Source organism: Dorea sp. AF36-15AT, assembly GCF_003477705.1.
Lineage (GTDB): Bacteria > Bacillota > Clostridia > Lachnospirales > Lachnospiraceae > Claveliimonas > Claveliimonas ammoniilytica.
On the sequence record NZ_QUDV01000001.1, the window covers coordinates 401,441 to 414,060 of the forward strand.

The window sequence follows — 12,620 nt, forward strand, 5'->3', positions numbered from 1 at the left end:
GAAATGGATACAAGAACGAAAGAGGCAGTTCGTTACTTGGGATATGGCAATCATGCGGTAGATGGACAGACGCTGGAACTGATCAGAGATTCATTTGAAGAACTGGACAGAGTAGCAGACAAACGCATCATCTATCGCATTTTTGACGTGAATGTGACAGAAAACGAAAGCCTGGATATCGGCAAATTACATATAACAAGCAGAAATTTATCAAAGAATCTGTGTGGCTGTAAGGAAGCGTTTGTGTTGGGAGCGACCCTCGGAATCGGTATTGATCAGCTGCTTAGACGTTATTCGCTTACAGATATGTCGAGAGCGGTGGTGATACAGGCATCTGCGGCAGCAATGCTGGAAGAATACCTGGATACCTGGCAGAAAGAGACAGCAGCAAAGCTTGAAGCCGAAAAACAGTATCTCCGGCCGAGATTCAGTCCGGGGTATGGTGATTTCAGTATCAGCCATCAGGAGATGATCCTGCGTATGTTGAATGCAGAGAAAAGTATCGGTCTGACACTGACGAATGGCGGGATGTTGAATCCTACCAAATCTGTGACAGCGGTTGCCGGTATCAGCAGGACAAAAGAACGATGTCCTGTGCATGGATGTGAGGCGTGCAGGAAGACAGATTGTGCATATCGAAGGGAGACATAGATGTTAAGAGACAGATTAGGAAAAGAGCTGCTGTTCTTTGACGGCGGTATGGGAACACTTCTTCAGGAAAAAGGATTACAGCCGGGAGAGCTTCCTGAGGTATGGAATCTGGAACATGCAGAAGAAGTGATGGAGATACACAGAGAATATTACAAAGCGGGAAGTGACATTGTACTTGCCAATACTTTTGGAGCCAATGCATTAAAGTTTCACGATGACAGATACGGATTGAAAGAGATCATTACAGCAGCCATTACAAATGCCAGAAAAGTTGCAGACAAAATAACAGCTGAGGAACATAGAGAAGTTTATGTTGCAATGGATATGGGACCTACCGGAAAGCTGCTGAAGCCAATGGGGGACCTGTCATTTGAAGATGCGTATGAGACGTATGCGGAAGCTGCTCGATATGGAGAGGAAGCAGGCGCAGATCTCATTCATATTGAGACTATGAGTGATACCTATGAGGTAAAAGCAGCGATACTGGCAGCCAGGGAAAATACAAGTCTTCCGGTGTTTGTGACTATGATTTTCGATGAGAAAGGAAAACTTCTGACTGGCGGCGATGTGCCGGGAGTTGTGGCAATGTTGGAAGGCCTTCGGGTCGATGCGCTTGGCATGAACTGTGGCCTCGGACCAAAACAGATGATGCCGATTCTGGAAGATTTAATGAAATATACATCTCTTCCTGTTGTAGTGAAGCCGAATGCCGGACTTCCGAAGCAGAAAGATGGGGAGACATATTATGATGTAGAACCAGAAGAATTTGCAGAATATATGCGAAAGATCGTAGATATGGGGGGATGTATCATCGGTGGATGCTGCGGTACAACTCCGGCACATATCCGAGAAATGGTGAACAGATGTCGTGATATGCAGATTCATGAGCCGGTGAAAAAGACGGATACGATCGTATCTTCTTATGGCGGTGCAGTAGTCATTGGGGATAAGCCGGTAGTGATCGGAGAACGTATTAATCCGACCGGTAAGAAGAAGTTAAAAGCAGCGCTCAAAGAACACGATATGGATTATATTCTCAAAGAAGCTATTATGCAGCAGGATAATGGAGCACACATTCTGGATGTCAATGTAGGACTTCCGGATATCGATGAGCCTGCGGTTATGGTAGAAGCAATCCGTGAGATCCAGAGTGTAACGAGCCTGCCACTGCAGATTGATACAGTAGATGAGACGGCTATGGAAGCAGCTATGCGCATCTATAATGGCAAGCCGATGGTGAACTCTGTGAATGGTAAACAGGAGATTATGGATCAGGTATTTCCGCTGATTAAAAAATACGGCGGTGTGGTAGTTGGTCTGACAATCGATGAGTCAGGAATCCCGGATACCGCAGAAGGAAGGCTTGAAGTAGCACAGAAGATTATCAAAGAGGCTGCTAAGTACGGTATCGATAAGAAAGATATCGTGATTGATGTGCTGGCAATGACAATCAGTTCAGATCCTGACAGTGCAAGAATCACACTGGATGCAGTCAAATTAGTCCGTGAGAAATGCGGCGTTCGTACGGTACTGGGAGTGTCCAATATTTCCTTTGGTCTGCCTTACCGTCCGGCGGTCAATTCTAATTTTTATACTATGGCAATGCAGAATGGACTGAGTGCAGGTATTGTAAATCCATCGTCTGAGGATATGATGCGATCTTATTATTCTTATTGTGCATTGATGGGATATGATGAGAATTTTGAAACATACATTGGAAAATACGGTAATCGTACCGCAGAAGCAACCGCGCAGTCAACATCGCAGAGTGCAGAAATTACCCTGTCTTCTGCGATTGAAAAAGGATTAAAGGAAGAGGCACACCTGATTACAGCGCGTATGATCGGAGAGGGACAGAAGCCGCTTGATATTATTAATCAGGAACTGATCCCAGCACTTGATAAAGTAGGAAAAGGCTTTGAAAAAGGTACCGTATTCCTGCCACAGCTGTTGATGAGTGCGGATGCTGCAAAGATTGCATTTTCGGTGATCAAAGACAGTATGAGCGGTGACGAAGTGATGGAGGAAGCGCAGGATAAAGTCATCCTTGCGACCGTAAAAGGTGATATCCATGATATCGGCAAGAATATTGTAAAGGTATTGTTAGAAAATTACAGTTTCGATGTGCTGGATCTTGGTAAAGATGTACCGCCGGAGAAGATTGTTGAGACCGCGATCGAGGAAGACGTAAAGTTGGTCGGATTGAGTGCATTGATGACAACAACGGTAATCAGTATGGAAGAGACTATCAGACAACTTCGAGAAAAGAAGCCGGACTGCAAAGTAATGGTAGGAGGTGCCGTACTGAATCAGGAGTATGCGGATATGATCGGAGCAGATTTCTACGGTAAGGATGCAATGCAGTCGGTATATTATGCACAGTCAGTATTTGGAAGAGAAAGTTAAAAATAATATCAATATACATATGAGAACGAGGAGGCAATAATATGATCAGAGGACTAGACACAACCGTTAAACGATTGAGACACCAGGTATTTACAGAGGTAGCTAATCTCGGATTCAATGTGAATCCGGATACGCTGAATGATGATATGGAAGCAATTCCGTATAAAATGGTGAATGAAGACACACCGAGATACAGAGAGAACATATACAGAGCCCGTTCTATTGTCAGAGAACGTCTGCGTCTGGCAATGGGACTGTCGCTCAGACCGGAGGATAAACCGGTGCATCTGACTGCCGGCGTGGAAGCAAGTAATATTTCTGAAAAATATTATGAGCCGCCGCTTATGCAGGTGATTCCGTCAGCCTGTGAAGCATGTGAGGCAAAGGGATACGAGGTCAGCAATATGTGTAAAGGATGTCTGGCACATCCTTGCATGGAAGTCTGTCCGAAGGGCGCAATTTCCTTTGTGAAGGGAAAGTCCTTTATTGATCAGAGCAAATGTATTAAGTGTGGTAAATGTAAATCTGCATGTCCGTACGATGCGATTGCTAAAAAAGAGCGCCCATGTGCGATGGCATGTGGCGTAGGGGCAATCGGTTCCGATAAGATGGGACGTGCCAAGATTGATAATGACAAATGTGTATCCTGTGGCATGTGTATGGTAAATTGCCCATTTGGAGCAATTTCTGACAAGTCACAGATTTTCCAGCTTGCGCGTGCACTGTCTGAAGGAGAAGAAATTATTGCAGAACTGGCACCGGCTTATATCGGACAGTTTGGTGACAATGTAACACAGAGAAATATGAAAGAAGCTCTGAAAAAACTTGGATTCAAGGAAATTTATGAGGTGGCGCTCGGAGCAGATATCGGTGCGATCGCAGAAGCACACCATTACGTAGAGAAAGTAGCAACCGGAGAATTACCATTCCTGCTGACTTCCTGCTGTCCATCCTGGGCAATGCTTGCAAAAAAGCAGTTCCCGGATATGGTGGATCAGGTGTCTCAGGAGCTGACACCGATGGTAGCAACCGCACGTACCATTAAGCAAAAGCATCCGGATGCACGTGTGGTATTTATCGGACCTTGTGCTGCCAAGAAGCTGGAAGCCAGCCGCAGAACCGTGCGGAGTGATGTGGACTTTGTTATTACATTTGAAGAATTGCAGGCAATGTTTGATGCGAAGAAGATTGTACCGTCAGAATGCGGTGGCAATTCTTCCCTGCACAATGCGACTGGAGCAGGCCGTGGATATGCGGTAGCAGGCGGTGTGGCAGAAGCCATTGAAAAATGTATTAACGAATACTATCCGGGCGTTCCTGTACACATCGAGCATGCCGAAGGACTTGCAGAATGTAAGAAGGCACTGATGCTTGCCAAGGCCGGACGTATGAATGGATGTCTGATTGAGGGCATGGGCTGTCCGGGCGGTTGTGTTGCAGGAGCAGGAACGAATATTTCGATTCCGAAAGCGCAGAAAGAGGTTAAGAGTCTTGTAAAGAACTCCAGCAAAGCACTTCCGGGAAAAGAACTGGTAGAGATACAATTGGATTAGCTGCTGTTTGACAAAATACGGAGAGCTGATTATAATTAAGACTAGCGATTTTTTAGGAGGACGATATGCAGAAGTACGGAGTAAACGAACTGAGAAAGATGTTTCTGGAGTTCTTTGAGAGCAAGGGACATCTTGCAATGAAGAGTTTTTCACTGGTGCCTCATAATGATAAGAGTCTGCTTCTTATCAATTCTGGTATGGCACCGCTTAAACCATATTTTACAGGACAGGAGATCCCACCGAGAACAAGAGTAACTACATGTCAAAAATGTATTCGTACCGGAGATATTGAGAATGTAGGTAAGACTGCACGACACGGTACATTTTTCGAGATGCTGGGTAACTTTTCGTTTGGTGATTACTTTAAGAATGAAGCAATCCACTGGACATGGGAATTCCTGACAGAAGTAGTAGGTCTGGATGCTGACAGACTGTATCCATCTATCTATTTAGAGGATGATGAGGCATTTGAGATCTGGAACAAGCAGATTGGTATTCCGGAGGAACGTATCTTCCGTTTTGGTAAAGAAGATAACTTCTGGGAGCACGGTTCAGGTCCATGCGGTCCGTGTTCAGAGGTATATTATGACCGTGGTGAGAAATACGGCTGCGGCAAGCCTGGATGTACGGTAGGTTGTGAATGTGACCGTTACATGGAGATCTGGAACAACGTATTTACCCAGTTCGACAATGACGGTCATGGTAATTATACAGAGTTAGAGCAGAAGAACATTGATACCGGTATGGGACTGGAGCGTCTGGCATGTATCGTGCAGGATGTAGATTCTATGTTTGATATTGATACGTTATTCGCACTGCGTCAGCATGTATGTAGTATGGCTGGTGTTGAATACGGCAAGGATGATCAGACAGATGTGTCTATTCGTGTTATTACAGACCATATCCGTTCTGTAACATTTATGATTTCAGATGGTATTCTGCCTTCCAACAGTGGACGTGGATACGTTCTTAGAAGATTGCTCAGAAGAGCATGTCGCCATGGAAGACTGCTTGGTATCAAAGGAGCATTCCTTGTGGAACTGGCAGAGACCGTTATTGAAGGTTCCAAGGATGGATATCCGGAACTGGAAGAGAAGAAAGACTTTATCTTCAAGGTAATCACCAAGGAAGAAGAGCAGTTCAATAAGACCATCGATCAGGGGCTTTCTATTCTTGCAGGAATGGAAGCAGAGATGGCAAAGAAGGGCGAGACAGTACTTGCCGGAGAAGAGGCGTTCCGTCTGTATGACACTTATGGATTCCCTGTAGATCTGACCAAGGAGATCCTGGAAGAAAAGGGAATGCAGATTGATGAAGAAGGCTTTAAGAAAGCTATGGAGGCTCAGCGTGAGACTGCCAAAGGTACGTTCGGTGAGCATAACTATATGGGAGCAGATGTGACGATTTACGAATCTATTGATCCATCTGTAACGACAGAGTTTGTGGGATATGATCATACAGAGTATGAGTCTCCGGTAACGGTTCTGACTACCGAAGATGAGATTGTAGATGCATTGTCTGATGGTGACAGGGGAACAATCTTCGTAGAGAAGACTCCATTTTACGCTACCAGCGGTGGACAGCAGGCAGATACCGGTGTAATCCGCACAGCAGATTTTGAATTCCAGGTAGAGGATGTGAAGAAACTTCTGGGTGGCAAGATCGCTCATGTCGGACATGTTGCCAGGGGTATGGTAAAAGTTGGTGATACAGTAACACTTGAGATTGACAAAGAGAAGAGAGCACTGTCTGGAAGAAACCACAGCGCTACCCATCTGTTACAGAGAGCACTGCGTAATGTGCTTGGCAACCATGTAGAACAGGCCGGTTCTTATGTGGATGAGCACAGACTGCGTTTCGACTTTACACATTTTTCAGCGATGACACCAGAAGAACTGGAGAAAGTAGAGCAGATCGTCAATGAACAGATCCGCGCACATCTTCCGGTTAAGGTTGAAAATATGCCAATCGAAGAGGCAAGAAAAACAGGGGCAGCTGCATTGTTCGGCGAGAAATATGGTGATATTGTACGTGTTGTAAGCATGGGTGATTTCTCTATCGAATTCTGTGGCGGTACTCATGTGGAGAATACAGGTGTGATCAATGCATTCAAGATCATTTCCGAAACAGGTGTAGCAGCAGGCGTGCGTCGTATTGAAGCACTGACATCTGACGGACTGCTGGCTTACTATGATGAGACAGAGAAGAAGCTTGAGGAAGCAGCTAAGATCCTGAAGACAACGCCGGATCAGTTGGCAGAGAAGCTGACTCACCTTCTTGCGGAGAATAAGTCACTGAAGTCTGAATTGGAAAGTGCTAAGAGCCAGCTTGCAAAGAACGCTCTTGGTGATGTTATGGATCAGGTTGTCGAAGTAAATGGCGTGAAGTTCCTGGCTGCTCATATTTCAGGAGTCGATATGAATGAATTGCGTGAACAGGGCGACCAGTTGAAAGAAAAGCTTGGAGAAGGTGTACTCCTTCTGGCATCTGATGTAAATGGTAAGGTTAATCTGGTAGCTATGGCAACAGACGGAGCCATGGCTAAAGGAGCACATGCAGGCAAGCTGATCAAAGAAGTCGCAGCTGTAGTAGGCGGTGGCGGCGGTGGCCGTCCGAATATGGCGCAGGCCGGTGGTAAGAATCCGGCAGGAATTACTGACGCACTTAGCAAAGCGAAGGCAGTTCTGGAGAGTCAGCTTGCATAGATTGCACAGAATGGCAAGCTTTTAGCAGAAAAATCCAGAAAGTTATTGACGAAGCGAAAATATATGCTATAATCTAATGTAGTGCAAAAAATATACCCGAACAGTCATATATTGCACAATTTACGGCTGGAGGGGAGGTTAGGTGTGAGACTATGTCAAATGTAATCGTTAAAGAAAACGAGACGTTAGATAGTGCTTTACGCAGATTCAAAAGAAACTGCGCAAAGGCTGGAATCCAGCAGGAGATTCGTAAAAGAGAGCATTACGAGAAGCCAAGCGTAAGACGTAAAAAGAAATCTGAAGCAGCTAGAAAACGTAAGTATAACTAATATGTGCAAATAAAAGCAGAGTATCGTATGGTACTCTGCTTTTTTATCCAACGATGCTTGGAATATGACTTTGAGCGAGTTTGCGTTAAGACGCGCTTAAATTTTTTTGAAAAAGTACTTGACGAATTTTAGACTGAGGTCTATAATGCAATCAAACGAAAGGCAAAGGCGCCATGCATGATATATGCGTGGTGCCTTTTTCTTTTATAAAATTATAATTATTCAGACTTGGGAAATGAAATGGAGGAATTAACATGAAGTTAAAGGACACAGGACTTACAGCACAGGAATTGAAAGATATGGTCAACAAATATATGATCGAGACCTATGCGAGATATGATTTTATTGCAGAGCGTGCAGAAGGAATGTACCTTTATGATGAGAACGGAACACCATATCTTGATTTTTACGGCGGCGTAGCAGTTAATAGCCCTGGCAACAGAAATCCAAAGGTTGTAGCAGCAGTCAAGGATCAGGTAGACGATATCATGCATACCTTTAACTATCCATATACAGTACCACAGGCATTACTTGCTAAGAAGATCTGCGATACCATCGGAATGGATAAGATCTTTTATCAGAACTCTGGTACAGAAGCAAATGAATGTATGATCAAGATGGTCCGTAAATACGGCATTGAGAAATTTGGACCAAACAGATATGAGATCATCACAGCAAAAGAAGGATTCCATGGAAGAACAATGGGAGCTGTAGCAGCAACAGGACAGCCTGATTCAGCAATCCAGAAAGATTTTGGACCAATGCTTCCTGGATTCTCCTATGCAGAATATAATAACCTGGAAGATTTCGCTTCTAAGGTAACACCAAATACCATCGGCATTATGATTGAGCCTGTACAGGGCGAGGGTGGTGTACATCCTGCAACACAGGAATTTATCGAAGGTCTTCGCAAGCTGTGCGATGAGAAGGACATCGTGCTGATGTTTGATGAGGTACAGACTGGATGGGGACGTACCGGAGCACCAATGGCATACATGGGATACGGAGTAAAGCCTGATATCGTATCTATGGCAAAGGCTATGGGAGGCGGAATGCCGATCGCAGCATGCTGTACAACAAAAGAAATCGCAGAGGCATTTGGCTCAGGAACACATGGTTCTACATATGGCGGACATCCGGTAGCATGTGCAGCTGCACTGGCATCTATCTCAGAGATTCTTGACAAAGATCTGAGCGGCAATGCAAAGGTTGTCGGAGAGTATATGGTAGAGCAGATGGCAAAACTTCCTCATGTAAAAGAAGCAAGAGGACGCGGACTTCTGGTAGGATGCGAATATGATCTGCCGATCGCTCTGGAAGTAAAATGGGGTTGCATGAGACGCCATGCGCTGATTACAGCAATCGGTTCAAGTGTAAACCGTATGATTCCACCGCTTATTGCTACAAAAGAAGATGTAGATAAACTGATGGGAATCATGGAAGAATCTATTAACGAAGCAGTAGAAAAGTATCAGAAATTAACAAAAGCTGCATAGCATAAAACAAACTCCTAATATAAAGGATATGCCGGGTATTAAACCAGCATATCCTTTTTAAGTTCCTGATAAAGTCTTGCTACAGGAAGTCCGACTACATTATTATAGTCGCCGTGTATTTCTTTTACATGGATAGCAAAAGTTCCCTGAATACCATAAGCGCCGGCTTTGTCCATTGGATCACCGGAAGCGATATAGCGAAGCAGATCCTGGCGGTCTACCGGGTAAAATGTGACATCTGTACGCTCACAAAAAGTCTTCATAGAAGTGCCATGAATGATGGCAACGCCGGTATATACCTGATGGGTGCGGTCAGCTAACATCGACAGCATATTCAGAGCTTCTTCTTCATCCTCGGGCTTACCGAGAATTTCGTCGCGGTATACAACGATGGTATCTGCGCCGATCACTACATCGCCATTCTTGGCATGATTTTTCCAGACATCCATTGCCTTCTGGCGGGCAAGCTCCATAACGATATCGGGTGGTGCTTCGCCTGTGATTTTTTCTTCAATCCCAGATGGAATAATATCAAAGTAAATGCCGCATTTTGCAAGGAGTTCCCGGCGTCTTGGGGATGCCGAGGCAAGGATATAGTTCATGCTGATAACCTCTTTTCTTTTAGATTCTGTTGAATTATAATTGTATTATAACGGAAAAATGAACAGGAGGGAATACCAATGTACATCAGTGAAATCGTAACTACAGTTCCAGAAAATGTGAAAGAAAGAGCTTCTCTTGAACAGAAAGTGTATCAGGTGTTTCAAAAGCTGGGAATCCCATTTGAAAGAGTAGATAATGATCCGGCCGCATCTATGGAAGAGTGCAGAGGGATTGGTGAAGTGTTTGGTTCACCGGTAAGAAAAGATGTTTTTTTATGTAATCAGAAAAAGACGAGCTTCTTTTTGTTAGTTATGCCGGAGGAAAAAGCATTTGATACATCAGCCTTTAGTAAAAAACTGGGAGTGTCGCATATGTCATTTGCTTCACCGGAACTTATGTGGGAGCATCTTGGTACAAGACCAGGATCAGCTAGTGTTGTAGGTTTGCTGAATGATGAAGATGACTATGTGCAGTTAATCCTGGATAAAGAAGTAGCAGAATCAGAGTATTTTGTATGCAATACAGGGATTAATACGACACATCTGAAGATCCGGACACAGGATCTGATTAAGAAGTTTCTTCCGTATACACATCACAGACCGAGAATTGTAGATTTGTAGACTACATAATATAGATTTGGGGATATGGTAAGGGATGTGGTTTTGTGCGAAAAATGGAGTATGAAGAACTGGAACAAATACTAAATGAACGCAAAGATAATGAGAAACTGGAACTTAGAGATCTGGAATTTGATGATATGGATCTGTCAGACAGAGACCTTCACAATATAGACTTTGAGGTATGCATGTTCTGCAATGTCAAGTTAGATGGAGCAGATCTGTCAGAGTCCAGTGTGAAGAATGCACAGTTGGACGGATGCTCGTTACGTAGTGTTAATTTTCAAAATGCTGAGATGTGGGGAGCCTGTATGCGTGGGTGTGATATGACAGGTTGCAATATCTGTGGCGCAAATCTGTATGCAGCGGTATTGGAGAATGCAATTCTGACAGATGTTAAGGCAGATGAGAATACCAAGTGGTATCGTCTGCGATGTCCGGAGACAGGAGCGTTTGTTGCATACAAAAAATGTGTATATGACCGGATTGTGCAACTGCTGGTTCCGGCGGACGCCAAACGCACTTCATCTACGTATCCGGCCTGCCGGTGTAATAAGGCGAAAGTGCTTACGATCAAAAGCTTTGATGAAACAGAAGAATTTGATGAAGCGTGGTCTTTGGTAGATGAGAATTTTGTCTATCGTAAAGGTCAGTGGGTAGAGGTGAAAGATTTTAACGAAGATCGGTGGTTCGATTCTACTACAGGAATTCATTTCTGGATGAACAGGGAAGAAGCGATGAAATATTAAAAAATATTAAAAGAAAAGCCAGAGCTTTCAAGATGTATATCAGCTGGGAGTCAATCCCCCAGCTGATATAGCCTCCGGCAGGATTGCAGAGGTGCGCAGTAGAAGTATGTCATGCAATTGCATGACGCGCACCTCGCAGCAAGAATGCCGAGGCATTCTTGAACAAAAATCACCTGAAAGTTCTGGCTCATTTATTATGTGAGATCTATTATTTTGCATTTACAGCGATACCGTTGACTTCGACCTCTTCATCGATCGGAATGACCAGACATTTTCTGCCGTCAATGACCTGAATATCCACCAGATCAGCACGATCCGGGTTGACATTCACCACAATCTCAGGTGTTTTGACGCTGAACTTGCGGGTTTCGGCAATGTTCGATGCAAGCAGGGTGGTCTGTCTGCCGATGGTTTCATCGTAATCTTTGTCAAAGCTTTCCATCTTTTCTTCCGGTACGCCGCTGGCGGTGAAGAGGCGTTTGACTTCCTGCTTGCCGAGAGTCAGCGGTTCCGGTGCATCCTTGGTCTCCTCAATCATTTCATTTAGATTTTCGTGAATCGTGCGGACAACCGAATAATCGCAGTCATCCTTTAAGGTGCTGACGAGAATATCCTGGAAAGATTCTTTCTGCGTGCCGGCACTTATGGCTTCGCTGCAGCCTAAGACATTTGCCACAAAGTAATCCTGCAGTTCTTCCGGCTTCTTAGAATAGAACATCAGGTGATGCAGGTCGGTGCTGCGGTCATTAAACGCCGGGAAGAGGAATGCATTGGCAGGCATGCCCACTACCCAGTCGCGGACACGGTCTTCAATACTGTTATTGACAGCGTTGTAGCAGAGCCCAGGCTTAGACATGGCTACCGGACAGATGCAGCAGAGAATGTGCTCATAGACCTCATCGGAAGCGTCAAACATTTCCATGCCGTCAGTAGACTTGCCAGGGATATCATATACCGCATGGATCAGCAGGATCAGATAATGTTCGCCAAAATCATAGAATTCAATGACCTTATCATAGAATTCTTCCAACAGAATATCATCTTGTAATTTACTTTCTTTCAGGCGAAGCAGAGACTCCTGTGTACCGCCTGCAAGCTCCTGCTCCAGGGGAAATTCCATGTGGATCAGGTTCTTGCCGATCGTGCCGGACAGGGCTTTTTTGAAAATGTCAAAGTATTTGAAGGATTCTTCTTCCGGAAGTGACAGGAACGCTTCTTTGAATTCCATTTTTTTCTCCTTGTCACCATCTACATAACAGCCGCAGATGCGGGTGATCGCACAGTTCTCCGGGGAAAACTGTTTGCGTATTTCAAGTATTTCTTTCTTATTCATATTGATCTCTCCATTCCGCCGCAGAGTACGGCACAAAGTAAAATCTATTTTAGCACAAAAGAAGAGAAGAGTGCAAATAATCTGGATTAAGATATGAGTGAATAAATCACAAGTTCTATTTATGACATTTGCGGCTTACAATAGTAATAAATACTCAGGGTGTGGTATATAATGCGTA

General features: G+C 44.4%; 10 protein-coding genes. 8 read left to right on the forward strand and 2 right to left on the reverse strand.

The features are described 5' to 3' along the window. The first annotated feature begins 3 nt into the window (after positions 1–3). The 6 genes from DWZ93_RS01810 (at position 4) to DWZ93_RS01835 (ending at position 9,140) form a co-directional block, all read left to right on the forward strand. Entirely contained in the window at positions 4–651 is a 648-nt protein-coding gene (locus tag DWZ93_RS01810) for a vitamin B12 dependent-methionine synthase activation domain-containing protein (protein ID WP_118384288.1), read from the forward strand. Continuing rightward, positions 652–3,057, forward strand: a complete 2,406-nt coding sequence (locus tag DWZ93_RS01815; protein WP_118451837.1) for a homocysteine S-methyltransferase family protein — start codon at positions 652–654, stop codon at positions 3,055–3,057. A 41-nt stretch (positions 3,058–3,098) separates the two neighbouring features. Then, a complete protein-coding gene (locus DWZ93_RS01820; protein ID WP_118451838.1) occupies positions 3,099–4,610 on the forward strand; it encodes a 4Fe-4S dicluster domain-containing protein in 1,512 nt (503 codons plus the stop codon). Positions 4,611–4,675: 65 nt separating this feature from the next. Further along, positions 4,676–7,315 carry an alanine--tRNA ligase gene (alaS, locus tag DWZ93_RS01825; RefSeq protein ID WP_118384286.1) on the forward strand — a complete coding sequence of 880 codons (2,640 nt, stop codon included), beginning with the start codon at positions 4,676–4,678 and terminating at the stop codon, positions 7,313–7,315. A 152-nt stretch (positions 7,316–7,467) separates the two neighbouring features. Next, the gene (gene rpsU, locus DWZ93_RS01830) at positions 7,468–7,644 is read left to right on the forward strand and encodes a 30S ribosomal protein S21 (RefSeq protein WP_004054229.1); all 177 of its coding nucleotides are present in this window, start codon (positions 7,468–7,470) and stop codon (positions 7,642–7,644) included. A gap of 254 nt (positions 7,645–7,898) precedes the next feature. Continuing rightward, positions 7,899–9,140, forward strand: a complete 1,242-nt coding sequence (locus DWZ93_RS01835; RefSeq protein ID WP_118384285.1) for an aspartate aminotransferase family protein — start codon at positions 7,899–7,901, stop codon at positions 9,138–9,140. 38 nt (positions 9,141–9,178) lie between these two features. On the opposite strand, the gene DWZ93_RS01840 is transcribed toward DWZ93_RS01835, so the two are convergent. Continuing rightward, positions 9,179–9,742 (reverse strand): Maf family protein, encoded by a 564-nt coding sequence (locus DWZ93_RS01840; RefSeq protein WP_118451839.1) that lies wholly within the window; start codon positions 9,740–9,742, stop codon positions 9,179–9,181. A gap of 78 nt (positions 9,743–9,820) precedes the next feature. Here DWZ93_RS01840 and DWZ93_RS01845 point away from each other — a divergent pair, with 78 nt between their 5' ends. Both DWZ93_RS01845 and DWZ93_RS01850 read left to right on the forward strand, forming a co-directional pair. Beyond that, complete coding sequence (locus tag DWZ93_RS01845) at positions 9,821–10,363, forward strand: prolyl-tRNA synthetase associated domain-containing protein (protein WP_118384283.1); 543 nt, start codon at positions 9,821–9,823, stop codon at positions 10,361–10,363. A 53-nt stretch (positions 10,364–10,416) separates the two neighbouring features. Next, entirely contained in the window at positions 10,417–11,109 is a 693-nt protein-coding gene (locus DWZ93_RS01850) for a pentapeptide repeat-containing protein (protein WP_330421719.1), read from the forward strand. Between the two features lie 208 nt (positions 11,110–11,317). On the opposite strand, the gene DWZ93_RS01855 is transcribed toward DWZ93_RS01850, so the two are convergent. Further along, positions 11,318–12,442 carry a DUF4317 domain-containing protein gene (locus DWZ93_RS01855; protein ID WP_118382619.1) on the reverse strand — a complete coding sequence of 375 codons (1,125 nt, stop codon included), beginning with the start codon at positions 12,440–12,442 and terminating at the stop codon, positions 11,318–11,320. Positions 12,443–12,620 lie beyond the last annotated feature (178 nt).

Excerpts from the sequence above, each read along its gene's own strand:
- DWZ93_RS01835 (WP_118384285.1), top strand. The coding sequence starts at position 7,899 with ATGAAGTTAAAGGACACAGGACTTACAGCACAGGAATTGAAAGATATG.
- DWZ93_RS01845 (WP_118384283.1), top strand. The coding sequence starts at position 9,821 with ATGTACATCAGTGAAATCGTAACTACAGTTCCAGAAAATGTGAAAGAA.
- DWZ93_RS01810 (WP_118384288.1), top strand. The coding sequence starts at position 4 with ATGGATACAAGAACGAAAGAGGCAGTTCGTTACTTGGGATATGGCAAT.
- DWZ93_RS01815 (WP_118451837.1), top strand. The coding sequence starts at position 652 with ATGTTAAGAGACAGATTAGGAAAAGAGCTGCTGTTCTTTGACGGCGGT.
- DWZ93_RS01840 (WP_118451839.1), bottom strand. The coding sequence starts at position 9,742 with ATGAACTATATCCTTGCCTCGGCATCCCCAAGACGCCGGGAACTCCTT.
- DWZ93_RS01820 (WP_118451838.1), top strand. The coding sequence starts at position 3,099 with ATGATCAGAGGACTAGACACAACCGTTAAACGATTGAGACACCAGGTA.
- alaS (WP_118384286.1), top strand. The coding sequence starts at position 4,676 with ATGCAGAAGTACGGAGTAAACGAACTGAGAAAGATGTTTCTGGAGTTC.
- rpsU (WP_004054229.1), top strand. The coding sequence starts at position 7,468 with ATGTCAAATGTAATCGTTAAAGAAAACGAGACGTTAGATAGTGCTTTA.
- DWZ93_RS01850 (WP_330421719.1), top strand. The coding sequence starts at position 10,417 with ATGGAGTATGAAGAACTGGAACAAATACTAAATGAACGCAAAGATAAT.
- DWZ93_RS01855 (WP_118382619.1), bottom strand. The coding sequence starts at position 12,442 with ATGAATAAGAAAGAAATACTTGAAATACGCAAACAGTTTTCCCCGGAG.